The organism is Enterobacter sp. JBIWA005 (genome assembly GCF_019968805.1).
GTDB lineage: Bacteria > Pseudomonadota > Gammaproteobacteria > Enterobacterales > Enterobacteriaceae > Enterobacter > Enterobacter vonholyi.
Genome location: NZ_CP074159.1, coordinates 4,570,588 through 4,594,970 on the forward strand (window position 1 = coordinate 4,570,588; position 24,383 = coordinate 4,594,970).

The 24,383-nt window shown below is 57.1% G+C and carries 23 protein-coding genes; 17 read left to right on the forward strand and 6 right to left on the reverse strand.

Annotation, left to right across the window (positions count from 1 at the left end; all coding sequences use genetic code 11):
• Positions 1-85 precede the first annotated feature (85 nt).
• Positions 86-1,237 (reverse strand): acetylornithine deacetylase, encoded by a 1,152-nt coding sequence (gene argE / locus KGP22_RS21755; RefSeq protein ID WP_223580762.1) that lies wholly within the window; start codon positions 1,235-1,237, stop codon positions 86-88.
• An 88-nt stretch (positions 1,238-1,325) separates the two neighbouring features.
• Here argE and argC point away from each other — a divergent pair, with 88 nt between their 5' ends.
• From argC to argH, 3 genes are all read left to right on the forward strand, one after another.
• On the forward strand, positions 1,326-2,330 hold the full coding sequence (gene argC / locus KGP22_RS21760) for an N-acetyl-gamma-glutamyl-phosphate reductase (RefSeq protein WP_111963965.1): 1,005 nt from the start codon (positions 1,326-1,328) through the stop codon (positions 2,328-2,330).
• A 6-nt stretch (positions 2,331-2,336) separates the two neighbouring features.
• Positions 2,337-3,113 (forward strand): acetylglutamate kinase, encoded by a 777-nt coding sequence (gene argB, locus KGP22_RS21765; RefSeq protein WP_090420882.1) that lies wholly within the window; start codon positions 2,337-2,339, stop codon positions 3,111-3,113.
• Between the two features lie 77 nt (positions 3,114-3,190).
• A complete protein-coding gene (gene argH, locus KGP22_RS21770) occupies positions 3,191-4,564 on the forward strand; it encodes an argininosuccinate lyase (RefSeq protein WP_223580763.1) in 1,374 nt (457 codons plus the stop codon).
• Between the two features lie 55 nt (positions 4,565-4,619).
• Here argH and KGP22_RS21775 read toward each other — a convergent pair whose 3' ends face one another.
• A complete protein-coding gene (locus KGP22_RS21775; protein WP_223580765.1) occupies positions 4,620-7,052 on the reverse strand; it encodes a bifunctional aspartate kinase/homoserine dehydrogenase II in 2,433 nt (810 codons plus the stop codon).
• A 2-nt stretch (positions 7,053-7,054) separates the two neighbouring features.
• A complete protein-coding gene (gene metB / locus KGP22_RS21780; RefSeq protein ID WP_045909121.1) occupies positions 7,055-8,215 on the reverse strand; it encodes a cystathionine gamma-synthase in 1,161 nt (386 codons plus the stop codon).
• 276 nt (positions 8,216-8,491) lie between these two features.
• Here metB and metJ point away from each other — a divergent pair, with 276 nt between their 5' ends.
• Positions 8,492-8,809, forward strand: coding sequence for a met regulon transcriptional regulator MetJ (gene metJ, locus KGP22_RS21785; protein WP_015966498.1), 318 nt, complete (start codon positions 8,492-8,494; stop codon positions 8,807-8,809).
• A 48-nt stretch (positions 8,810-8,857) separates the two neighbouring features.
• Here metJ and rpmE read toward each other — a convergent pair whose 3' ends face one another.
• Positions 8,858-9,070 (reverse strand): 50S ribosomal protein L31, encoded by a 213-nt coding sequence (gene rpmE / locus KGP22_RS21790; RefSeq protein ID WP_003862040.1) that lies wholly within the window; start codon positions 9,068-9,070, stop codon positions 8,858-8,860.
• A 200-nt stretch (positions 9,071-9,270) separates the two neighbouring features.
• Here rpmE and priA point away from each other — a divergent pair, with 200 nt between their 5' ends.
• From priA to rraA, 7 genes are all read left to right on the forward strand, one after another.
• Complete coding sequence (priA, locus tag KGP22_RS21795; RefSeq protein WP_223580767.1) at positions 9,271-11,466, forward strand: primosomal protein N'; 2,196 nt, start codon at positions 9,271-9,273, stop codon at positions 11,464-11,466.
• 119 nt (positions 11,467-11,585) lie between these two features.
• Entirely contained in the window at positions 11,586-12,611 is a 1,026-nt protein-coding gene (gene cytR / locus KGP22_RS21800) for a DNA-binding transcriptional regulator CytR (protein WP_024909190.1), read from the forward strand.
• A 93-nt stretch (positions 12,612-12,704) separates the two neighbouring features.
• Positions 12,705-13,700: a cell division protein FtsN gene (gene ftsN / locus KGP22_RS21805; protein ID WP_111963962.1), complete on the forward strand. Its 996-nt coding sequence runs from the start codon at positions 12,705-12,707 to the stop codon at positions 13,698-13,700.
• A gap of 94 nt (positions 13,701-13,794) precedes the next feature.
• Entirely contained in the window at positions 13,795-14,325 is a 531-nt protein-coding gene (gene hslV, locus KGP22_RS21810) for an ATP-dependent protease subunit HslV (protein ID WP_008501802.1), read from the forward strand.
• A gap of 9 nt (positions 14,326-14,334) precedes the next feature.
• A complete protein-coding gene (gene hslU / locus KGP22_RS21815; RefSeq protein ID WP_023309685.1) occupies positions 14,335-15,669 on the forward strand; it encodes an HslU--HslV peptidase ATPase subunit in 1,335 nt (444 codons plus the stop codon).
• A 68-nt stretch (positions 15,670-15,737) separates the two neighbouring features.
• Positions 15,738-16,658, forward strand: coding sequence for a 1,4-dihydroxy-2-naphthoate polyprenyltransferase (menA, locus tag KGP22_RS21820; protein WP_033146936.1), 921 nt, complete (start codon positions 15,738-15,740; stop codon positions 16,656-16,658).
• A 92-nt stretch (positions 16,659-16,750) separates the two neighbouring features.
• Positions 16,751-17,236, forward strand: a complete 486-nt coding sequence (gene rraA / locus KGP22_RS21825; RefSeq protein ID WP_023309687.1) for a ribonuclease E activity regulator RraA — start codon at positions 16,751-16,753, stop codon at positions 17,234-17,236.
• An 81-nt stretch (positions 17,237-17,317) separates the two neighbouring features.
• Here the strand turns inward: rraA and zapB are convergent, their stop codons facing one another.
• A complete protein-coding gene (gene zapB / locus KGP22_RS21830) occupies positions 17,318-17,557 on the reverse strand; it encodes a septal ring assembly protein ZapB (RefSeq protein WP_010436935.1) in 240 nt (79 codons plus the stop codon).
• A 410-nt stretch (positions 17,558-17,967) separates the two neighbouring features.
• Here zapB and KGP22_RS21835 point away from each other — a divergent pair, with 410 nt between their 5' ends.
• The 4 genes from KGP22_RS21835 to fpr all read left to right on the forward strand — a co-directional run bounded on the left by KGP22_RS21835 (position 17,968) and on the right by fpr (position 22,311).
• A complete protein-coding gene (locus tag KGP22_RS21835) occupies positions 17,968-18,813 on the forward strand; it encodes an MIP/aquaporin family protein (protein WP_047174104.1) in 846 nt (281 codons plus the stop codon).
• A gap of 21 nt (positions 18,814-18,834) precedes the next feature.
• Entirely contained in the window at positions 18,835-20,343 is a 1,509-nt protein-coding gene (glpK, locus tag KGP22_RS21840) for a glycerol kinase GlpK (protein WP_223580769.1), read from the forward strand.
• A gap of 114 nt (positions 20,344-20,457) precedes the next feature.
• Positions 20,458-21,468, forward strand: coding sequence for a class II fructose-bisphosphatase (glpX, locus tag KGP22_RS21845; RefSeq protein ID WP_115876985.1), 1,011 nt, complete (start codon positions 20,458-20,460; stop codon positions 21,466-21,468).
• Positions 21,469-21,564: 96 nt separating this feature from the next.
• The gene (fpr, locus tag KGP22_RS21850) at positions 21,565-22,311 is read left to right on the forward strand and encodes a ferredoxin--NADP(+) reductase (RefSeq protein WP_149367356.1); all 747 of its coding nucleotides are present in this window, start codon (positions 21,565-21,567) and stop codon (positions 22,309-22,311) included.
• Here the strand turns inward: fpr and KGP22_RS21855 are convergent, their stop codons facing one another.
• Positions 22,312-22,731 (reverse strand): DUF805 domain-containing protein, encoded by a 420-nt coding sequence (locus tag KGP22_RS21855; protein WP_023293600.1) that lies wholly within the window; start codon positions 22,729-22,731, stop codon positions 22,312-22,314.
• Between the two features lie 112 nt (positions 22,732-22,843).
• Between KGP22_RS21855 and KGP22_RS21860 the strand changes: the two genes are divergently transcribed.
• Together KGP22_RS21860 and tpiA are read left to right on the forward strand one after the other, a co-directional pair.
• Positions 22,844-23,440: a DUF1454 family protein gene (locus KGP22_RS21860; RefSeq protein WP_111963958.1), complete on the forward strand. Its 597-nt coding sequence runs from the start codon at positions 22,844-22,846 to the stop codon at positions 23,438-23,440.
• Between the two features lie 111 nt (positions 23,441-23,551).
• Positions 23,552-24,319: a triose-phosphate isomerase gene (gene tpiA, locus KGP22_RS21865; RefSeq protein ID WP_223580771.1), complete on the forward strand. Its 768-nt coding sequence runs from the start codon at positions 23,552-23,554 to the stop codon at positions 24,317-24,319.
• Positions 24,320-24,383 lie beyond the last annotated feature (64 nt).

Genomic DNA, 24,383 nt, shown 5'->3' on the forward strand with positions numbered 1-24,383 from the left:
CCTGCCCAGGACCTTACTGCCCTTTGGGTAAAGGGGAAAAGACCGCACCAGGCAGTCTTCTCCCTATGGGGTGTACGGTGCGGTTTTAATGCCAGCAGAAATGATGCACAACCTGAGTAATCAGTTCGCGGGTTGGCTTGATGAAGCGGGTTTCCAGATATTCATCCGGCTGGTGCGCCTGGTTGATGGAGCCGGGGCCAAGGACCAGCGTAGGGCAAAGCGTCTGAATAAACGGCGCTTCGGTGCAGTAGTTCACCACGTCGGTTTTCTCACCGAGCAGCTTTTCCACCACCTCAACCAGCTGATGGTCCGGCGGGCATTCGTAACCCGGGATCGGCGGATGCAGTTCGGAGACCGTCAGGCGGCCCGGCCAGCGCTCGCTCACCGGGGCCAGCGCCTCATTCAGCAGGCCGTCGAGATCGCTGAGGGTCATACCCGGCAGCGGGCGGATGTCCATATGCAGTTCGCAGCAGGCGCAGATACGGTTCGAGGCATCGCCGCCGTGCAGGCTGCCGAGGTTCAGAGTCGGATACGGCACGGTGAACGCGTCATAGTGATAGCGCTCTTTCAGATCGTCGCGCAGGGCCATGATGCGACCGATGGCGTCATGCATCAGCTCAATGGCGTTCACGCCGCGCGCCGGGTCGCTGGAGTGGCCAGACTGGCCGAGCACGCGCACGGCCGTAGAGATATGGCCTTTGTGCGCGCGAATAGGTTGCAATGACGTCGGCTCGCCGATGATCGCGCAATCCGGGCGAATCGACGTGTTTTCAGAGAAGTAGCGCGCGCCCGCCATGCTGGTCTCTTCATCAGCGGTCGCCAGAATGTAGAGCGGTTTTTTCAGCTTCGTCACGTCCACGTCACGCAGCGCGTCGAGGATAAAGGCGAAGAAGCCTTTCATGTCGGCGGTGCCCAAACCGTAGAGCTTGTTGTCGTGCTCGGTCAGGGTGAACGGATCGCGCGTCCAGCGGCCATCGTCAAACGGGACGGTGTCGGTATGACCGGCCAGCAGCAGGCCGCCCGCACCGGTTCCGGTGCGGGCGAGCAGGTTAAATTTGTGGCGGGTTCCGGGAACGGGCTGAACCTCAACGTTAAACCCAAGATCGCTAAACCAACCCGCCAGCAGATTGATTAAAGACTCATTGCTCTGATCCAGCGCTTCTTCCGTTGCGCTGATGGACGGTGTGGCAATCAGGGCGCGGTAGATCTCGATAAATGGCGGTAAGTTCATTTTCATTGTTGACACACCTTAGGTCGTGATAGTATCAATATTCATGCAATAAATGTGAATAAAAATACATTAACGTTGAGCATAAAGGAACCCGATGTTGAATACGCTGATTGTAGGCGCTAGCGGTTATGCGGGCGCAGAGCTTGTAAGCTACGTGAATCGCCATCCACATATGACCATAACCGCTTTGACCGTGTCAGCGCAAAGCAATGATGCAGGAAAGTTAATTTCCGATTTGCATCCGCAGCTTAAGGGCCAGGTCGATCTGCCGCTGCAGCCCATGTCTGACATCAGCGAGTTTACCGACGGCGTCGACGTGGTGTTTTTAGCCACCGCGCACGAGGTCAGCCACGACCTGGCGCCGCAGTTCCTGGCGGCTGGCTGCGTGGTCTTCGACCTCTCCGGCGCGTTCCGCGTTAACGACGGCGCGTTCTACGAAAAATATTACGGTTTCACCCATCAGCATCCGGATCTGCTGGAAAAAGCGGTGTACGGCCTGGCGGAGTGGAGCGCAGACAAACTGAAAGAAGCTGACCTGATTGCCGTTCCGGGCTGCTACCCGACTGCAGCGCAGCTTTCCCTGAAGCCGCTGATCGACGCAGGCCTGCTGGATCTGAGCCAGTGGCCGGTGATCAACGCCACCAGCGGCGTGAGCGGTGCAGGCCGCAAGGCGGCGATCTCCAACAGCTTCTGCGAAGTGAGCCTTCAGCCGTATGGCGTGTTTAATCACCGTCATCACCCTGAAATCACGACGCATCTGGGCGCGGACGTCATTTTCACCCCGCACCTGGGCAGCTTCCCGCGTGGGATCCTCGAAACCATCACCTGCCGCCTGAAACCGGGCGTGACCAAAGAGCAGGTGAACGAGGCCTTCACGCAGGCGTATGCGGACAAACCGCTGGTGCGCCTGTACGACAAAGGCGTGCCGGCGCTGAAAAACGTAGTCGGTCTGCCGTTCTGCGATATCGGCTTTGCCGTTCAGGGTGAGCATCTCATCGTGGTGGCCGCAGAAGATAACTTACTGAAAGGCGCTGCCGCACAGGCAATGCAGTGTGCAAATATTCGTTTCGGTTTCCCGGAAACGCAGGCTCTTATTTAAGGTGTGATGATGAACCCATTAATTATCAAACTCGGTGGTGTACTGCTGGATAGCGAAGAAGCGCTGGAGCGTCTGTTTACCGCGCTGGTGAACTATCGCGAGTCACATCAACGTCCGCTGGTGATTGTGCACGGCGGCGGCTGCGTGGTGGATGAGCTGATGAAAGGGCTCAACCTGCCGGTGAAAAAGAAAAACGGCCTGCGCGTGACGCCTGCTGACCAGATTGACATCATTACCGGCGCGCTGGCGGGTACGGCGAACAAAACGCTGCTGGCGTGGGCGAAGAAACACCACATCGCGTCCGTTGGCCTCTATCTGGGCGATGGCGACAGCGTAAAAGTGACCCAGCTCGACGAAGAGCTCGGCCACGTTGGACTGGCGCAGCCTGGTTCGCCTAAGCTGATTAATACGCTGCTGGAAGGGGGTTTCCTGCCGGTGGTGAGCTCAATCGGCGTGACCGAAGAGGGCGAGCTGATGAACGTCAACGCTGACCAGGCAGCAACCGCGCTCGCGGCAACGCTGGGCGCGGATCTGATCCTTCTCTCCGACGTGAGCGGCATTCTGGACGGAAAAGGCCAGCGCATTGCGGAAATGACGGCTGAGAAAGCCGAGCAGCTGATTGCCCAGGGCATTATTACCGACGGCATGATCGTCAAAGTGAACGCCGCGCTGGATGCCGCACGCACGCTGGGCCGCCCGGTGGATATCGCCTCCTGGCGTCACGCGGAACAACTGCCTGCGCTGTTTAACGGCACGCCGATTGGCACGCGTATTCTGGCGTAATCAATTTAACGTTTTGTAGGCCCGGTAAGCGCAGCGCCACCGGGCAATGAAATTCAAAGATATTAAGGAAGCATGTTATGGCACTTTGGGGTGGGCGTTTTACACAGGCAGCGGATCAGCGGTTCAAACAGTTCAACGACTCTTTGCGCTTCGACTACCGCCTGGCCGAACAGGATATTGTCGGCTCTGTGGCCTGGTCCAAAGCGCTGGTGACGGTTGGCGTACTGACCGCAGACGAACAATTACAGCTGGAAGAAGCGCTGAACAATCTGCTGGAAGAGGTGCGTCTTAACCCGCAGCAGATCCTCGAAAGCGATGCTGAAGATATTCACAGCTGGGTGGAAGGCAAACTTATCGACAAAGTCGGCCAACTGGGCAAAAAGCTGCACACCGGACGCAGCCGTAACGACCAGGTCGCCACCGATCTGAAGCTGTGGTGTAAAGATACCGTTGGCGAACTGCTGGCGGCTAATCGTCAGCTGCAGAGCGCACTGGTGGAGACCGCGCAGAACAACCAGGACGCGGTGATGCCGGGTTATACCCACCTGCAGCGCGCCCAGCCGGTGACCTTTGCGCACTGGTGTCTGGCCTACGTCGAGATGCTGGCGCGTGATGAAAGCCGTCTGCAGGACACCCTTAAACGTCTGGACGTCAGCCCGCTGGGCAGCGGCGCGCTGGCCGGTACCGCTTACGAAATCGACCGTGAACAGCTGGCAGGCTGGCTGGGCTTTGCCTCCGCCACCCGTAACAGCCTGGACAGCGTGTCTGACCGCGACCACGTGCTGGAGCTGCTTTCCAATGCCTCGATCGGGATGGTGCATCTGTCGCGCTTTGCCGAAGACCTGATCTTCTTTAACTCTGGCGAAGCGGGCTTCGTCGAACTGTCCGACCGCGTGACCTCAGGCTCATCCCTGATGCCGCAAAAGAAAAACCCGGACGCGCTGGAGCTAATTCGCGGTAAATGTGGCCGCGTGCAGGGCGCGCTGACCGGCATGATGATGACCCTGAAAGGGCTGCCGCTGGCGTATAACAAAGACATGCAGGAAGACAAAGAAGGACTGTTCGACGCGCTCGACACCTGGCTGGACTGTCTGCATATGGGCGCGCTGGTGCTGGACGGCATTCAGGTGAAACGTCCGCGCTGCCAGGAAGCGGCGCAGCAGGGCTATGCGAACTCTACCGAGCTGGCGGATTATCTGGTGGCGAAAGGCGTACCTTTCCGTGAAGCGCACCATATCGTGGGTGAAGCGGTAGTGGAAGCTATTCGTCAGGGTAAACCGCTGGAAGATCTGGCGCTGGCCGACCTGCAGAAGTTCAGCGCGGTTATCGGGGATGATGTGTATCCGATTCTTGCGCTGCAGTCTTGCCTGGATAAACGTGCCGCGAAAGGCGGCGTGTCGCCTAAGCAGGTGGCGCAGGCGATAGCGGATGCGAAAAACCGTATGGTTTAATCTGTCCTGACTGGTGCCCTCTCCCCCTATGCGGGGAGAGGGCCAGGGTGACGAGTTACAGCAGCTTAGCCAGACGGTTGATGTCGGACTGAATGGCTCCTGCGGTGACATCGCGGCCCGCGCCAGGACCGCGGATCACCAGCGGGTTATCGCGATACCAGCGGCTTTCGATGGCGAAGACGTTATCGCACGGCAGCAGCGCCGCCAGCGGATGCTCAGGACGCACCGCCTCGACGCCGACTCGCGCTTTTCCATTAGCCTCAAAACGCGCCACATAGCGCAGTACCAGCCCCATCTCGTTCGCCGCTTCCAGACGCTGAACCATCTGCTCGTTAAGCTCTTCACCATTTTCAAAGAAATGGTCCACAGAACCTTCTTCACAGCCGGCAGGCACCAGAGATTCGACGCGTACGGAATCCGGTTCGATGTCGTAACCAGCTTCACGCGCTAGGATTACCAGCTTACGCATCACGTCTTTACCGGAAAGGTCAACGCGCGGATCGGGTTCCGTTAAGCCCTGCTGCCACGCCTGATCCACCAGGTCGGTGAACGGTACGGTGCCGTCAAACTGCAGGAACAGCCAGGAGAGCGTGCCGGAGAAGATACCGCTCAGCGCCAGAATGCTGTCGCCGCTTTCAATCAGGTCACGCACGGTGTGGTTAACCGGCAGGCCCGCGCCCACGGTGGCGTTATACAGCCAGTGACGGCCAGTTTTTTCAAACGCGTCGTGGATCTGACGGTATTTATCGGTGCTGCTCGCCCCCGCCAGCTTGTTGGCGCTGATGACGTGGAAACCGTGGCTGGCGAAATCAAGGTACTGATCGGCAAGCTGTTCGCTGGCGGTAACGTCCAGCACCACCAGATCGTCATACGGGTGCGCACGCATCCACAGGAACAGCGACTCTTCATCCTGCTCAACCGCTTCATCGTTAAAGAAGGCAAGCGCGCGGCTGGCGTCCAGCCCTTCGTAGTTCAGCAGGCTGCGGCGACTGTCTACCACGCCCGCAAGAATAAATTCAAACCCGGTACGCGCCGAGAGCGTCACCTGTTCGCGGGCAAACAGCTCAAGCCATCGGGAACCGATATTACCTTTCCCGAACAGCACCAGGCCGATGCGTTTTTCCGCGCGGAACAGGGAGGTATGCAGACCCTGAATCAGACTTTCGGTTGGCCCTTTGCGCAGAACGGCAACCAGGCTGATGCCCTCTTCCGACTGCCAGGTGAACTCCACCGGCTGGCCTTTCAGCTGCTGCCAGAAGCGGTGGCAGTGCAGCGGGTTACGGGTGACGCCCGCGCCCACCATCGCCACCAGCGCCAGCCCCTGACGCAGGCGAAGTTCGCCCGGCAGGCCTGCTTCATCCAGAATTTTCAGCGCGCTGTCCGCCACTTCTGCGGTATAGCAGAACTGCAGCAGCTGGCGGTCATTGTGAACACCCACGGCCAGCGGACGCACCTGAGCACGTTTCAGGATCGTGTCGATCTCTTTATGCGCCAGCCTGAAGTCCTGCCCCGCAGGCACCTGGAACTCAATCAGGCAGATGTCGTCATGGCTGGTGACAATACGTGCCCCGGTACCGGACGCCAGCACGCGCTCAATGCGCGTGGAGCCTTGATCCGGGGTGTAACTGCAGCGCAGCTGGAGGTCGATATCGCTGCCGGAAACCGGCTGCAGCGTGCGCGCGTGCAGTACCGGCGCCGCCAGACGGGCCAGTTCACTGGCTTCATCCAGGCGCAGCAGCGGCAGCAGACAGGCATCCTTAACTTTACGCGGGTCCGCGCTGTAAACACCGGCCACGTCGCTCCAGATGGTGACGCGGGACACGCCCGCCAGGGCACCAATCTGCGTTGCCGAGTAGTCCGATCCGTTACGGCCCAGCAGCACGGTTTCGCCCGCGTTGCTGCGGCTGATAAAGCCGGTGACGACAATACGTTTGCCCGGGTGCTGCACCAGCAGCTGTTGCAGCAGCGGGTAGGACAACCCTTCATCCACCTGCGGCTGCGCGGCGCGTTCGGCGCGCAGGAAATCACGCGCGTCGAGCCAGGCCGCTTCCACGCCCAGGTGTTGCAGCACGGCGGCCATCAGGCGTGCGGACCACACTTCACCGTGGCCCACCACTTCGGCATACACCGCATCGGTAATACCGCTGTCCAGCAGGGCAGCCAGACGCTCAAGGTCATGGGTGAAGGCACCGATCAGCCCGTCCGCCACGTCCGCAGGCAGCAGGCCGGCAATCAGCTCGCTCTGGTAACGACGTAAGGACTGTTGCACCTGATGCGCAGAAAGGCGATCGGTCTGGCTCAGTTTCAGCCAGCTAATCAACTGGTTGGTGGTGCTGCCCGCTGCCGAGACAACCATCATGTCACCCGGCTGTGAATATTCCGTCATGATCCCTGCAACGCGCAGGTAACATTTCACATCAGCAAGACTACTACCACCAAACTTGTGCAGCTGACGACCCTTCGCCCCTGCCTGCGCTATCACACTCATGATTACCCCTTGGCTGCGATCCGGAAGCCATTTTCCAGATCGGCAATTAAATCTTCAGAATCTTCAATGCCGGTTGAGATACGCAGCAGCGTCTCAGAAATCCCGGCGGCGGCACGTGCTTCCGGTGCCATACCTGCGTGCGTCATGGTTGCGGCGTGGGAGATCAAGCTTTCAACCCCACCTAAGGATTCCGCCAGCGTAAACAATGACAGCCCGCTCAGGAAGCGACGCAGCGTTTGCTCGTCACCATCCAGTTCAAAACTTAACATCGCGCCAAACCCTTTCTGCTGGCGCGCGGCAATCTCGTGCCCCTGATTTTCCGGCAGCGACGGGTGATAAAGCTTTTTCACCAGCGGCTGGGTTTTCAGGAAATCGACAATCGCCTGGGCATTGCGCTGCGCTACGTCCATGCGCGGCGAAAGCGTGCGGATGCCGCGCAACAGCAGATAGCTGTCGAAGGCGCCCGCGGTGACGCCAATGTTATTGGCCCACCATGCCAGTTCGGTGACAACATCCGGATCTTTGGCAATCACCACGCCTGCCACCACGTCAGAATGGCCGTTCAGATATTTAGTGCATGAATGCAATACCAGATCGGCACCCAGTGCGAGTGGGTTCTGAAGGGCCGGACTGAGGAACGTATTATCCACTACACTTATCGCTCCCGCATCCCTTGCGAGCTGACAAATTTTCGCAATATCGACAACGCGCAACAATGGATTACTTGGACTTTCCACCAGAACCAGCTTTGGTTTCTCTGCCAGAGCCTGTTTCAGCGCCTGTTCGTCGTTTTGATCGACAAACAGCACGCGATAGCAGCCGCGTTTTGCCAGGCTATCAAACAGGCGATAGCTGCCGCCGTAGCAATCGTGTGGGGCAACCAGCAGATCGCCCGGTTTCAGGAACACGGTGGTCACCAGGTGAATGGCGGACATCCCGGTATTGGTTAATACTGCCCCTGCGCCCCCTTCCAGTTCCGCAAGCGCGCGCTGGGTCACGTCACGCGTAGGGTTGCCACGACGCGAGTAATCATGCGCGCGGGGTTCATTAAATCCGGTGAAGTTGTAGGTACTGGAAAGATGAATCGGCGGGACAACGCAGCCGTACTGCTCGTCATCATTTAATCCGCTACGCACTGCAATAGTGGCCTGTTTACGCGTCATGGTGAGGGCTTCCTGGCGAATGAGGTGAAAAGTCAGGCACCAGAGTAAACATTGAAAGTATGGACGTCAATACATCTGGACATCTAAACTTCTTTGCGTATAGATTGAGCAATGCGCAAATAGCCGTTAAAATTATATGCTTTAGTGCACGCTGCAGCGGCAATATCCGTGCCACGGTATCGTCTCTACGGTAAACTAGACAAGATTGCGGTTCAAAACGGGTGGTTACAGGTTTTGCACCTTTAGATAAATGACTGAGAGGATTAAAGGTATCTCATGGCTGAATGGAGCGGCGAATATATCAGCCCATACGCTGAGCACGGTAAGAAGAGTGAGCAAGTAAAGAAAATTACGGTTTCCATTCCTCTGAAGGTGTTGAAGATCCTCACCGATGAACGTACGCGTCGTCAGGTGAACAACCTGCGCCACGCGACCAACAGCGAACTGCTGTGCGAAGCGTTTCTGCATGCGTTTACCGGTCAACCGTTGCCGAACGATGAAGATCTGCGCAAAGAGCGTAGTGATGAAATCCCGGAAGAGGCGAAGGTGATCATGCGTGAACTGGGTATTGACCCGGAGACGTGGGAATACTGAGAAGCGGATACAAAAAAGGCACCTTGCGGTGCCTTTTTTTCGGGAAACTTATTTAGCGCCCGGGATGCTGAAACGCTTGTTGAAGCGGTCAACACGGCCACCGGTTGCAACGTCACGCTGCTTACCAGTGTAGAACGGGTGGCATTTGCCGCACACGTCCAGGTTCAGATCGTGACCCACGGTAGAGCGGATCTGGATAGAGTTACCGCAAGAACAGTTTGCAGTAATCATTTCGTATTTCGGGTGAATATCTTTTTTCATGGGAGAACCTCAGTTAAGGCCGCGTCGCTCTTCCAGCCCTAACGCCAGACACCACGCGATGTTGATTGTAAGTTCTTTGGCGTAAAGTACACCAAAGGCGGCGAATCATACAGAATTTGACCAACGTATGCAAACTGATCCGCACGCCGCTTTTACTAATGTGTATACTAACGCGCCACTTTTCAAGTCAGGAAGATTCGATGCCCGTCGCTCACGTTGCCCTGCCCGTTCCGCTTCCCCGCACCTTTGACTATCTGCTGCCCGACAGCATGAGCGCCAAAGCGGGCTGCCGCGTGACCGTGCCGTTTGGCAAACAGCAGCGCGTGGGGATCGTCGTCTCCGTCAGCGATAAAAGCGAGCTACCGCTTAATGAGCTGAAATCAGTCGTTGAGGTGCTGGACAGCGAGCCGGTTTACTCCACCAGCATATGGCGACTGCTGCTGTGGGCGGCGGATTATTATCATCACCCGATCGGCGACGTCCTGTTCCACGCTCTGCCAATTATGCTGCGTCAGGGCAAGAGCGCCAGCCATGCGCCAATGTGGTACTGGTTTGCCACGGAGGAAGGCCAGGCCGTCGACATCAACAGCCTGAAGCGCTCGCAGAAGCAGCAGCAGGCGCTGGCGGCGCTGCGTCAGGGGAAAATCTGGCGGCATCAGGTCGACGAGCTTGAGGTCAGCGAAACGGCGCTACAGGCATTAAGAAAGAAAGGGCTAAGCGAACTGGCCAGCGAAGCGCCTGCTCTGAACGACTGGCGGGAGAGTTTCTCCGTTTCAGGGGATCGCCTGCGTCTGAATACCGAACAGGCCACCGCGGTAGGCGCGATTCATAGCGCCTCCGATCGTTTCTCTGCCTGGCTGCTGGCGGGGGTCACCGGTTCCGGCAAGACCGAAGTCTACCTGAGCGTGCTGGAAAACGTGCTCGCTCAGGGGAAACAGGCGCTGGTGATGGTGCCGGAAATTGGCCTGACGCCGCAAACCATCGCCCGATTTCGCGAACGCTTTAACGCGCCGGTTGAGGTGCTGCACTCCGGCCTGAACGACAGCGAACGCCTCAGCGCCTGGCTGAAAGCGAAAAACGGCGAAGCGGCGATTGTGATCGGCACCCGTTCATCGCTGTTTACGCCGTTTAAAAATCTTGGCGTTATCGTGATCGACGAAGAGCACGACAGCTCCTATAAACAGCAGGAAGGCTGGCGCTACCATGCCCGCGATCTGGCGGTCTATCGCGCGCACAGCGAGCAAATTCCCATTATTCTGGGTTCCGCCACGCCGGCGCTCGAAACGCTGCACAACGTGCGCCAGCGTAAATACCACATGCTTCGCCTGACGCGTCGGGCGGGGAATGCTCGTCCGGCCATTCAGCACGTGCTGGATCTGAAAGGTCAGCAGGTTCAGGCCGGGCTTGCGCCTGCACTGATTACCCGCATGCGCCAGCACCTGCAGGCGGGGAATCAGGTTATTCTGTTTCTGAACCGCCGCGGATTCGCCCCCGCCCTCCTGTGCCACGACTGCGGCTGGATTGCCGAATGCCCGCGCTGCGACCACTACTATACCTTCCACCAGGCCCAGCGGCATTTGCGCTGCCACCACTGTGACAGCCAGCGTCCGGTGCCGCGCCAGTGCCCGTCGTGTGGCTCAACGCATATTGTGCCGGTCGGTCTGGGGACGGAACAGCTGGAGCAGGCGCTTGGGCCCTTTTTCCCGGACGTGCCGATTTCGCGTATCGACCGGGACACCACCAGCCGCAAAGGCGCGCTCGAACAGCAGCTGGCGGAAGTGCATCGCGGCGGCGAGCGCATCCTGATTGGTACCCAGATGCTGGCTAAAGGTCACCATTTTCCGGACGTCACGCTGGTCGCCCTGCTGGACGTGGACGGCGCGCTGTTCTCGGCAGATTTTCGTTCAGCCGAGCGCTTCGCCCAGCTTTATACCCAGGTAGCCGGACGTGCAGGACGCGCCGGTAAACAAGGCGAAGTGGTGTTGCAAACGCACCACCCGGAGCACCCGCTGCTGCAAACCTTGCTGCACAAAGGCTATGACGCCTTTGCCGAGCAGGCGCTGGCCGAGCGCCAGACCATGCAGCTACCGCCGTGGACCAGTCACGTCATCATCCGCGCGGAAGATCATAACAACCAGCAGGCGCCACTTTTCCTGCAGCAGCTGAGAAACCTTCTGCAGGCCAGCCCGCTGGTGGATAATCAGCTGTGGATTTTGGGCCCGGTGCCCGCCCTCGCGCCAAAACGCGGCGGCCGTTTCCGATGGCAGATTTTGCTCCAGCACCCTTCGCGTATTCGTCTTCAGCATATCGTCAGCGGCGCGCTGGTGCTGATTAATACCTTGCCCGAAGCGCGAAAAGTGAAGTGGGTGCTGGACGTCGACCCCATCGAAGGCTGAAGCTGGATCGAAAAATTTAACTCTCCTCACATTTTTTATGAAAATTCTGTAACCGATTCCATTAACTATCTGTAAAAATGGTGATCTCAGAAGTTCGGTGTTCAGGCGAGGAGAAGACGTTGAAGTCCAGGAAAGAGGTTGCACCGGCGACCATGAAAGACGTTGCCCAGAAAGCACAAGTCTCTACGGCAACGGTATCCCGCGCATTAATGAACCCGGATAAAGTCTCCCAGGCGACCCGTAACCGGGTGGAGCAGGCTGCGCTGGAAGTGGGCTATTTCCCACAGGCGATGGGGCGTAACGTTAAACGCAACGAGTCGCGCACCATTCTGGTGATTGTGCCGGACATCTGTGACCCCTTCTTCAGCGAGATTATCCGCGGTATTGAAGTCACCGCGGCGGAACAGGGTTACCTGGTGCTGATTGGCGACTGTGCTCATCAGAATCAGCAGGAAAAAACCTTCATCGACCTCATTATCACCAAGCAGATCGACGGCATGCTTTTGCTTGGCTCTCGTCTGCCGTTTGATGCCAGCATTGAAGAGCAGCGTAATTTACCGCCGATGGTCATGGCCAACGAGTTTGCGCCAGAGCTGGAGCTGCCGACGGTCCATATCGATAACCTCACCGCCGCGTTCAACGCCGTAAATTATCTCCAGGAGCTGGGGCATAAGCGTATTGGCTGCATCGCCGGACCGGAAGAGATGCCGCTGTGTCATTACCGTCTGCAGGGCTACGTTCAGGCGCTGCGCCGTACCGGCGCTACCGTCGATCCGCACTACATTGCGCGCGGCGATTTTACCTTCGCTGCAGGTGGACAGGCGCTGGAGAAACTTCTGGACCTGCCTGAGCCGCCAACCGCCGTATTTTGTCACAGCGACGTGATGGCGCTGGGCGCATTATCGTATGCCAAACGCCGCGGCCTTCGTATACCTAAAGATTTATCGATCATCGGTTTCGATAATATTTCGCTTTCGGAATTTTGCGATCCGCCGCTCTCAACGGTCGCTCAGCCGCGCTACCAAATCGGCCGCGAAGCGATGCTTCTTCTGCTGGATCAGCTTCACGGTCAAACAGTTAGCAGCGGCTCGCGGTTGCTTGACTGTGAACTGATCGTCCGCGGCACTACCCAGGCATTGACTTAAAGTAAACGTCTTTCGGATACCCTTATCTGGTCAAAGCCCCGCCGCTTAAGTAACATGGCGGACTGACGAACGAATAAATACAGCGAAACGATAGTGGCACAACGAGATTATGTACGTCGCGGCCAGCCGGCACCTTCGCGACGCAAAAAGAGTAGCTCAAGGAAAAAGCAACGTAACCTGCCTGCTGTCTCGCCAGCAATGGTCGCTATTGCTGCGGCTGTAGTCGTCGCCTTTATTGGTGGCCTGTACTTTATCACGCACCATAAAAAAGAAGAGTCTGAGGCGCTTCAGGCAAGCAAAGTGGCCGGAAATGGCCTTCCTCCGAAGCCTGAAGAGCGCTGGCGCTATATCAAAGAGCTGGAAAGCCGTCAGCCTGGGGTACGTGCGCCAACTGAACCTTCTGCGGGTGGTGAAGTGCAGAATGCGAATCAGCTAACGGATGAACAGCGTCAGCTGCTGGCACAAATGCAGGCCGATATGCGCCAGCAGCCTACGCAACTGAACGAAGTGCCGTGGAATGAGCAGACCCCGGCACAGCGCCAGCAAACGCTGCAGCGACGTCAGGCGCAACAGCAGATCCAGCAGCAACAACAGCAGCAGTGGGCACAAACCCAGCCGGTGCAGCAGCCTAAGGCACAGCCGCGGGTAACGGAACAGCCGTATCAGCAGCCGACGCGTACGGTGCAGTCTCAGCCTGTCCAGCAGCAGCCGAAAACTCAGCCGCAGAAACAGGCGGCTCAGCCGTATCAGGATCTGCTTCAGACGCCAGCGCATACCACCGCGCAGCAGCCGAAAACTCAGCAGGCTGCGCCGGTGACCAAAGAGACCGAAGCGCCGAAGCAGACGGCTGAGAAAAAAGACGAGCGCCGCTGGATGGTGCAGTGCGGTTCGTTCAAAGGCGCGGAGCAGGCGGAAACGGTGCGTGCGCAGCTGGCCTTCGAAGGGTTTGATTCGCGTATTACCACCAATAACGGCTGGAATCGCGTGGTGATTGGGCCGGTCAAAGGCAAAGAAAATGCCGATGGCACCATTTCGCGTTTGAAAATCGCCGGTCACACAAACTGCATTCGACTCGCCTCCGGGGGTTGAAACCCCCAAAATCCCCCCCATCTATCATTTAATTCAGCCCTGAGCACAGGCTCAGGGCTTCTGTTTCCCGATTCTGTAACCAGGGGGTCTGCTCGTGACAACAATAGTAAGTGTACGCCGTAACGGCCATGTGGTAATCGCCGGTGATGGCCAGGCCACGCTGGGTAATACCGTCATGAAAGGCAACGTGAAGAAAGTACGCCGTCTCTACAACGACAAAGTGATCGCCGGTTTTGCAGGCGGCACGGCGGATGCCTTCACGCTGTTTGAACTGTTTGAACGCAAACTGGAAATGCACCAGGGGCATCTGGTGAAAGCAGCCGTTGAGCTGGCAAAAGACTGGCGTACCGACCGCATGCTGCGCAAGCTCGAAGCGCTGCTGGCCGTGGCCGATGAAACCGCTTCGCTTATCATCACCGGTAACGGTGACGTCATTCAGCCGGAAAATGACCTGATTGCCATCGGCTCTGGCGGCCCTTATGCCCAGGCTGCAGCCCGCGCGCTGTTGGAGAATACCGACATGAACGCGCGTGATATCGCGGTGAAGGCGTTGGATATTGCAGGTGATATCTGCATCTATACCAACCACAACCACACCATCGAAGAATTGACCTCCAAAGCGTAAGGATCTCCCATGTCTGAAATGACCCCACGCGAAATTGTCAGCGAACTGAACAAACACATTATCGGCCAGGATAACGCCAAGCGTTCCGTGGCTATCGCTCTGCGTAACCGCTGGCGTCGTATGCAGCTTGATGAAGAGCTGCGCCACGAAGTGACCCCGAAAAACATTCTGATGATCGGCCCGACCGGCGTCGGTAAAACCGAAATCGCCCGTCGTCTGGCGAAGCTGGCTAACGCGCCGTTCATCAAAGTTGAAGCCACCAAGTTCACCGAGGTGGGCTATGTGGGTAAAGAAGTGGACTCCATCATCCGCGATCTGACCGACTCGGCGATCAAGATGGTGCGCGTCCAGGCGATCGAGAAAAACCGCTATCGCGCGGAAGAGATGGCCGAAGAGCGCATTCTCGACGTGCTGATCCCACCGGCAAAAAACAACTGGGGCCAGGCAGAGCAGCAGGCTGAACCGTCCGCTGCGCGCCAGGCATTCCGCAAGAAGCTGCGTGAAGGCCAGCTGGACGACAAAGAGATTGAGATCGATCTCGCTGCCGCGCCAATGGGTGTGGAAATCATGGCGCCTCCGGGCATGGAAGAGATGACCAGCCAGCTGCAGTCCATGTTCCAGAACCTGGGCGGCCAGAAGCAGAAAGCGCGTAAGCTGAAAATCAAAGACGCGATGAAGCTGCTGATTGAAGAAGAAGCGGCGAAGCTGGTGAACCCGGAAGAGCTGAAGCAGGACGCTATCGACGCGGTTGAGCAGCACGGTATCGTGTTTATCGACGAAATCGACAAAATTTGTAAGCGCGGTGGCAACAGCTCCGGCCCGGATGTGTCCCGCGAAGGCGTTCAGCGCGACCTGCTGCCGCTGGTAGAAGGCTGCACCGTCTCCACCAAGCACGGCATGGTGAAAACGGACCACATCCTGTTTATCGCATCAGGTGCCTTCCAGGTTGCCAGCCCGTCGGATCTGATCCCGGAGCTGCAGGGCCGTCTGCCTATCCGCGTTGAGCTGCAGGCGCTGACCACCGAAGATTTCGAACGTATCCTGACCGAGCCAAACGCCTCTGCTACAGTACAGTACAAAGCGCTGATGGCGACCGAAGGCGTGAACCTCGAGTTCACCGAAGACGGTATCAAACGTATTGCCCAGGCCGCATGGCAGGTGAACGAAACCACCGAAAACATCGGTGCGCGTCGTCTGCATACCGTGCTGGAACGACTGGTCGAAGATATCTCTTATGACGCGAGCGACCTGAACGGTCAAACCGTTACCATTGACGCAGAATATGTGAGTAAACATCTGGATGCGTTAGTGGCAGATGAAGATCTGAGCCGTTTTATCCTATAATCGCGGTTACTGGATTCTCATCACGTTTAATGGGGGCTAATGCCCCCATTTTTATTGGCTAAATACTTATGACTGACATCAGCCGTACGCAGGCGTGGCTCGAAAGTCTGCGCCCTAAAACACTTCCTCTGGCCTTTGCCGCGATTATCGTCGGCACCGCCCTTGCCTGGTGGCAGGGTTATTTCGATCCGCTGGTTGCCGCGCTGGCACTGATTACCGCCGGCCTGCTGCAAATTCTCTCCAATCTCGCCAACGACTACGGCGACGCGGTAAAAGGCAGCGACAAGCCGGACCGCATAGGGCCACTGCGCGGAATGCAGAAAGGGGTAATTACCCAGGCGCAGATGAAACGCGCGCTGATTATCACCGTGGTGCTGATCTGCGTATCCGGCCTGGCGCTGGTAACGGTGGCGTCTAAAACCACCAGCGATTTTATTGGTTTCCTGGTGTTGGGTTTATTAGCCATTATCGCGGCCATCACCTACACCGTCGGCACGCGCCCTTACGGTTATATTGGACTCGGGGATATCTCCGTACTGGTGTTCTTCGGCTGGCTGAGCGTGATGGGAAGCTGGTACCTGCAGGCGCATACGGTGATCCCTGCCCTGTTCCTGCCTGCGACCGCCTGCGGTCTGCTGGCGACGGCTGTGCTCAACATCAACAACCTGCGCGACATCGACAGCGATCGCGAGAACGGCAAAAATACCCTGGCGGTTCGTCTGGGGCCGGTTAATGCCCGCCGCTATCATGCCTGCCTGCTCATTGGCGCGCTGGTTTGCCTGGCGCTGTTTAACCTGATTTCCTTGCAAAGCCTGTGGGGCTGGCTGTTTGTGCTTGCCGCGCCGCTGCTGATTAAGCAGGCCCGCTTTGTGATGCGTGAACTCAGCCCGTCCGCCATGCCGCCGATGCTGGAGCGCACGGTAAAAGGTGCGCTGCTGACTAACCTGTTGTTCGTCATCGGGATTGTGTTAAGCCAGACGCTGCGTTAGCTGACAAATATCAATTAACAATTGATGATTTTGCCAACAACGCATTTCGCACGATATACTGAACACATTCGCAGCAACTGAGCGTTAAACCTATGAAATACGATACCTCCGAGCTTTGTGACATCTACCAGGAAGATGTCAACGTCGTTGAACCGCTGTTCTCCAACTTTGGTGGGCGGTCATCATTTGGCGGTCAAATCGTCACGGTGAAATGTTTCGAGGACAACGGGTTGCTGTACGATCTGCTCGAACAGAACGGCCGCGGCCGCGTTCTTGTGGTCGACGGCGGCGGTTCCGTGCGCCGGGCATTAATTGATGCTGAACTGGCCGGCATTGCCGTTCAGAATGAGTGGGAAGGCCTTGTGGTGTACGGTTCCGTGCGCCAGGTGGACGATCTGGAAGATCTGGATATCGGGATTCAGGCCATAGCGGCCATACCGGTAGGGGCGGCGGGTGACGGCATCGGCGAAAGCGACGTGCGCGTCAATTTCGGCGGCGTGACCTTCTTCTCAGGCGACCATCTCTACGCTGATAATACCGGCATTATCCTTTCCGAAGATCCGCTGGATATCGAGTAATTAAACCGTCAGCGTGAACCATAAAAAAACCGCCAACAGCAATGTGGCGGTTTTTTTGTCCCTGGTTTATCCCAGCGGGGATCACACTTCTTCCATACGTCCCAGCAGCGCCTGCAGGCGATCCTGCCAGCCGTTCTGTTGCTCGCGCAGCTGGTTGTTTTCGCGCTCCAGTTCTTCGCGGCCGTGCTGCGCGTTCTGAACTTCCTGCGCCAGGCTGTTGTTCTTCTCTTTCAGCTCTTCAATTTCCATCTGCAGCAGGGTGATGGTGTCAATCGCCTGCTGTACTTTCGATTCCAGTTTCTCAAACACTTCTAAAGACATGATGCTACCTCTCCTGAATTGCAAGGCGACGCTTTAACATAAACGCGCACGACATATACCGTCGATTGTATGGAGCGCGGCGCTCTGTGTCCAGCGACACACCGCGCAGATCGCGGTTTGCAACACTTTTAGGTCTGGTCCTGGTGTGTTCGCGTCATATACCCCTAAATTGTTAACTGATTCGTTAATGAAATGATTCAGCTCACATTCCTGCACTGATCCTGTACTGCTGCAAAAATGTGCTTTATGGCGCGAAAACGCTCATTTTATTGACGCAGACCACACATTTTGATTTCGATATTTCTCGTTTTTGCTCGTTAACGATAAATTAACACTATGTCTACAGGGCATCGTGGCTGTCACGGGTGGCCATGCTAACAATAAACATCAATTTCTTCAGGATTCCGATTATGAGTCAGACATCAACCTTAAAAGGCCAGTGCATTGCCGAGTTCCTTGGTACCGGGTTGTTGATATTCTTCGGAGTGGGCTGTGTCGCTGCACTGAAAGTGGCGGGTGCCAGTTTTGGTCAGTGGGAAATCAGTATCATCTGGGGTCTGGGCGTGGCGATGGCCATCTACCTGACTGCAGGGGTTTCTGGTGCACATCTTAACCCGGCGGTGACAATCGCACTGTGGCTGTTCGCGTGCTTTGACGGACGCAAAGTTGTTCCTTTCATTCTTTCTCAATTTGCCGGCGCGTTTTGCGCAGCGGCGTTAGTTTACGGGCTTTATTACAATCTTTTCATCGACTTCGAACAGACGCATCATATGGTGCGCGGTAGCGTCGAAAGTCTGGATCTGGCAGGCATCTTCTCAACCTATCCAAACCCGCACATCAATTTTGTGCAGGCGTTCGCAGTTGAAATGGTGATTACCGCTATTCTGATGGGCGTTATCCTGGCGCTGACCGACGACGGAAACGGCATTCCGCGCGGCCCGCTGGCCCCCCTGCTGATTGGCCTGCTGATTGCGGTAATTGGCGCATCCATGGGCCCGCTGACCGGCTTCGCGATGAACCCGGCACGTGATATCGGACCAAAAGCGTTCGCCTTTATCGCAGGCTGGGGCGATGTCGCCTTCACAGGTGGCAAAGACATTCCTTACTTCCTGGTGCCGCTGTTTGCGCCGGTTGTCGGGGCTGCGCTGGGTGCGTTTAGCTACCGCAAATTAATTGGTCGCCACTTACCGTGCGACACCTGTGTGGAAGATGAGAAGGAAACGACTTCTACCGCACAACAAAAAGCTTCGCTGTAATCTGACTACGGGACACATACCATGACCGAAAAAAAATATATCGTTGCGCTCGACCAGGGCACTACCAGCTCCCGCGCTGTCGTAATGGATCATGACGCGAACATCGTCAGCGTGTCACAGCGCGAATTTGAGCAAATTTATCCTCGTCCAGGCTGGGTAGAACACGACCCGATGGAGATTTGGGCGTCACAAAGCTCCACGCTGGTCGAAGTGCTGGCGAAAGCCGATATCAGTTCCGACGAGATTGCCGCGATTGGTATCACCAACCAGCGTGAAACGACGATCGTCTGGGAACGCGAAACCGGTAAGCCGATTTACAACGCCATCGTCTGGCAGTGCCGCCGTACCTCTGAGATCTGCGAACAGCTGAAGCGCGACGGTATGGAAGATTACGTGCGCAGCGCCACCGGCCTGGTGGTTGACCCATACTTCTCCGGCACCAAAGTGAAGTGGATCCTCGACCACGTGGAAGGTTCACGCGAGCGTGCAAAACGCGGCGAGCTGCTGTTCGGTACCGTTGACACCTGGCTTATCTGGAAGATGACCCAGGGACGCGTCCACGTCACCGATTACACCAACGCCTCGCGTACCATGCTGTTCAACATCAACACCCTGGAGTGGGATGACAAGATGCTGGACGCGCTGGATATCCCACGCGCGATGCTGCCTGAAGTGCGCAAGTCTTCTGAGGTTTACGGCCAGACCAACATCGGCGGTAAAGGTGGCACCCGTATTCCTATTGCCGGTATCGCCGGTGACCAGCAGGCGGCGCTGTTCGGCCAGCTGTGCGTCAAGGAAGGGATGGCGAAGAATACCTACGGCACCGGCTGCTTTATGCTGATGAACACCGGTGAGAAAGCGGTGAAATCAGAAAACGGTCTGCTGACCACCATCGCCTGCGGCCCGCGCGGCGAAGTGAACTATGCCCTGGAAGGTGCTGTGTTCATGGCCGGTGCGTCTATCCAGTGGCTGCGTGACGAGATGAAGCTGATCAGCGATGCATTCGACTCCGAGTACTTCGCCACCAAAGTGAAAGACACCAACGGCGTGTACGTGGTGCCTGCATTCACCGGTCTGGGCGCCCCCTACTGGGATCCGTATGCACGCGGCGCGATTTTCGGACTGACGCGTGGCGTGAACTCTAACCACATTATTCGCGCCACTCTGGAATCCATCGCCTACCAGACCCGAGACGTGCTGGAAGCGATGCAGGCGGACTCCGGCATTCGTCTGCACGCCCTGCGCGTGGACGGCGGTGCGGTAGCGAATAACTTCCTGATGCAGTTCCAGTCCGACATTCTGGGCACCCGCGTTGAGCGCCCTGAAGTGCGCGAAGTGACGGCGCTGGGTGCGGCGTACCTTGCCGGTCTGGCGGTAGGCTTCTGGCAGAACCTGGACGAGCTGCAGGAAAAAGCGGTTATCGAACGCGAGTTCCGCCCGGGCATCGAAACCACCGAGCGTAACTTCCGCTACAGCGGCTGGAAGAAAGCGGTGAAACGCGCCCTGGCGTGGGAAGAACACGAGGAGTAAGACATACTTTCTCCTCACCCTAACCCTCTCCCCAAAGGGGAGAGGGGACTTAAAACACCCCTCCCCACTCTGTGATAAACTTCGTGCAATTCCTTTTGATTGCACGAGTACCTCATGAAACGTGAACTTGCTATCGAGTTTTCCCGCGTCACCGAAGCGGCAGCCCTTGCAGGCTATAAGTGGCTGGGTCGTGGCGATAAAAATACCGCAGACGGTGCAGCCGTCCATGCCATGCGCATTGTACTTAATCAGGTCAACATCGACGGCACCATCGTGATCGGCGAAGGCGAGATCGACGAAGCGCCAATGCTCTATATTGGTGAAAAAGTCGGTACCGGCAAAGGCGATGCCGTGGATATTGCCGTCGACCCGATCGAAGGTACCCGCATGACCGCAATGGGTCAGGCCAACGCCCTGGCGGTGCTGGCCGTGGGCGATAAAGGCTGCTTCCTTAACGCGCCGGATATGTACATGGAAAAGCTGATTGTCGGTCCTGGCGCGAAAGGCGCAATCGACCTTAGCCTGCCGCTGGAAGAGAACCTGCACAACGTCGCCAAAGCCCTGGGCAAACCCCTTAGCGAACTCACCGTGACGATTCTGGCGAAACCGCGCCACGACGCCACCATCGCGCAGATGCAAAAGCTCGGCGTGCGCGTGTTTGCCATTCCGGACGGTGACGTTGCCGCCTCGATCCTTACCTGCATGCCGGACAGCGAAGTAGACGTGCTGTACGGCATCGGCGGCGCACCGGAAGGTGTGGTCTCTGCGGCAGTGATCCGCGCGCTCGATGGCGATATGCAGGCCCGTCTGCTGCCCCGCCACGAGGTGAAAGGCGACAGCGAAGAGAACCGCCGTATCGGAGAAAATGAGCTGGCGCGCTGCGAAGCGATGGGCATCGAGGCCAATAAAGTGCTCGCGCTGGACGAGATGGCCCGTAGCGATAACGTGGTCTTCTCGGCGACCGGCATCACCAAAGGCGATCTGCTGGACGGCATCACCCGCAAGGGCAATATGGCGACCACCGAAACGCTGCTGATCCGCGGTAAATCACGCACCATTCGTCGCATCCAGTCTATCCACTATCTCGACCGCAAAGACCCGGACGTGCAGACGCACATTCTGTAAAACCGTTTGATCGATAGAGCTTTCCGGCCCTGGCGGGCTGGAAATTGTCACCACAAGTACGGAAGATAGAACAGAGAAACAGCACAGGAGAAGATCATGGCGGACTGGGTAACAGGTAAAGTCACAAAGGTACAGTTCTGGACCGATGCGCTATTTAGTCTCACCGTACATGCTCCCGTTCACCCGTTTAAAGCCGGGCAATTTGCGAAGCTGGGACTGGATGTCGACGGAGAGCGCGTGCAGCGCGCCTACTCTTACGTTAACGCGCCTGATAACCCGGATCTCGAATTCTATCTGGTCACCGTTCCTGACGGTAAACTCAGCCCGCGCCTTGCCGCCCTTAAGCCCGGCGACGACGTGCAAATTGTGAGTGAAGCGGCAGGCTTCTTTGTACTCGAAGAGATCCCGGATTGTGACACGCTCTGGATGCTGGCAACCGGTACGGCCATCGGCCCTTATCTCTCTATTTTGCAGTACGGCAAAGATCTGGAGCGCTTTAAAAACATCGTGCTGGTGCACGCTGCGCGCTACGCTGCAGACCTGAGCTACCTGCCGCAGATGCAGGCGCTGGAGCAGCAGTACGGCGGCAAGTTAAAGATTCAGACGGTGGTCAGCCGCGAAACCGTAGCTGGAACGCTGACCGGTCGCGTGCCGGCGTTAATTGAGAGTGGAGCCCTGGAAGAGGCGGTGGGTTTGCCGCTGAACGCTGAAACCAGCCACGTCATGCTGTGTGGCAACCCGCAGATGGTACGGGACACGCAGCAGCTTCTGAAGGATACCCGGCAGATGACGAAACATCTTCGCCGCCGGCCGGGCCATATGACCGCTGAACACTACTGGTGATCAGCGGTATTTCACCTCAACGGTATCTTTACCGTATTTGTTTTCGCTCTGGGTGCCGATAAACGCACCCAGATCGACAATCATCATCACGAAGATGACCGAAGGCAGCAGCCTGCCCACAACCCACGGCAGGATGGACGGAAGCATCGCCCAGTTCCCCGCAACCAGCATCCACGCCAGAATAATCAGAAATGCCCACGCGCCGGAACGACCGCGGTCGTGCAGGCGTTTAACAACAACAGCCGCCGTTGGCCATAGCAGGCAGACCAGCGCGAAGGCCGCCGTTTGCGTGCTCAGCCATGCGTTGTAAGCAACGAAAAACAGAAGCAGCATGGCGACAACCCACGTCACCATCCAGATCCAGAAATCACGGCGTCCAATACGCCCTTTGAATGAAAACAGCCACTGCTGTATGGTCATGTAAGGTTCCTTATTATCGTATAGCGCGCATTTTACCCTGGAGTTGTGACCTTTTGACAAGCCGACCAGATATCGTTTTAATCATGAGCACTTACGGCCAGGGACAATGTTGATGAAAAGTTCGGCACATTCTCTTTTCCTGTGTTTAGCGGTGCTCAGCGCGGGTTTTCCCCTGCACGCCGCCGAAACCACTGCCCCCACCACAGCGCCGTATCTGCTGGCGGGCGCCCCGTCGTTCGATCAGTCCATCAGCCAGTTTCGTGAAGCCTTCAATCAGGCCAACCCCACGCTGCCGCTGGATGAGTTTCGCGCCATTGATGGCTCCCGCGATACCCCCACACTGACTCGTGCGGCAAGCAAGATTAATGAGAATTTGTATGCCTCGACGGCGCTGGAGCGCGGAACGTTAAAAATCAAAAGCATGCAAATCACCTGGCTGCCGATACAGGGGCCAGAGCAGAAAGCCGCTAAGGCGAAAGCGCTTGAGTATATGAGCGCGGTCCTGCAGGCGTTTACCCCGGCACTGACGAAAAAGCAAAGCCAGCAAAAGCTGCAGAAACTCCTTACCGCCGGGAAAAACAAGCGTTACTACGCCGATACCGAAGGCGCGATCCGCTATGTTGTGGCGGACAACGGCGAAAAAGGACTGACCTTCGCTGTTGAACCGATTAAGCTGGCACTATCTGACACTCTCGGCGGGGCGAATTAATGACAAAAAGCAAAGCCTTTCGAGGGAAAATCTCTATACTGATTCACAGACCATGCTGCCCGACAGGGTGGCCATATTCCTTAATTCGCTTATTTAGCGTGGAGAATTGAAATGCGACATCCTTTAGTGATGGGTAACTGGAAACTGAACGGCAGCCGCCACATGGTAAACGAACTGGTTGCGAACCTGCGTAAAGAGCTAGCTGGCGTGACCGGCTGCGCGGTTGCTATCGCTCCGCCGGATATGTACCTGGATCTGGCTAAACGTGCCGCTGACGGCAGCCACATCATTCTGGGCGCGCAGAACGTTGACGTTAACCTGTCTGGCGCGTTCACCGGTGAAACCTCCGCTGAAATGCTGAAAGATATCGGCGCGAAATACATCATCATCGGCCACTCCGAGCGTCGCACCTATCACAAAGAATCCGACGAGTTCATCGCGAAGAAATTCGCCGTGCTGAAAGAGCAGGGTCTGATCCCGGTTCTGTGCATCGGTGAAACCGAAGCAGAAAACGAAGCGGGCAAAACTGAAGAAGTGTGCGCACGTCAGATCGACGCAGTGCTGAAAACCCAGGGCGCGGCAGCGTTCGAAGGCGCGGTTATCGCTTACGAGCCAGTCTGGGCGATCGGTACCGGCAAATCAGCAACCCCTGCACAGGCTCAGGCTGTTCACAAATTCATTCGTGACCACATTGCGAAAGCTGACGCCAAAATCGCTGAGCAAGTGATTATCCAGTACGGCGGTTCCGTTAACGCTTCCAACGCTGCTGAGCTGTTCACCCAGCCAGACATCGATGGCGCGCTGGTTGGCGGTGCATCCCTGAAAGCGGACGCTTTCGCGGTGATCGTTAAAGCGGCAGAAGCGGCTAAACAGGCGTAATTGCCTTTGTGGCGGGTGGCGCTTCGCTAACCCGCCCTACGGTTCTGTAGGCCCGGTAAGCGTC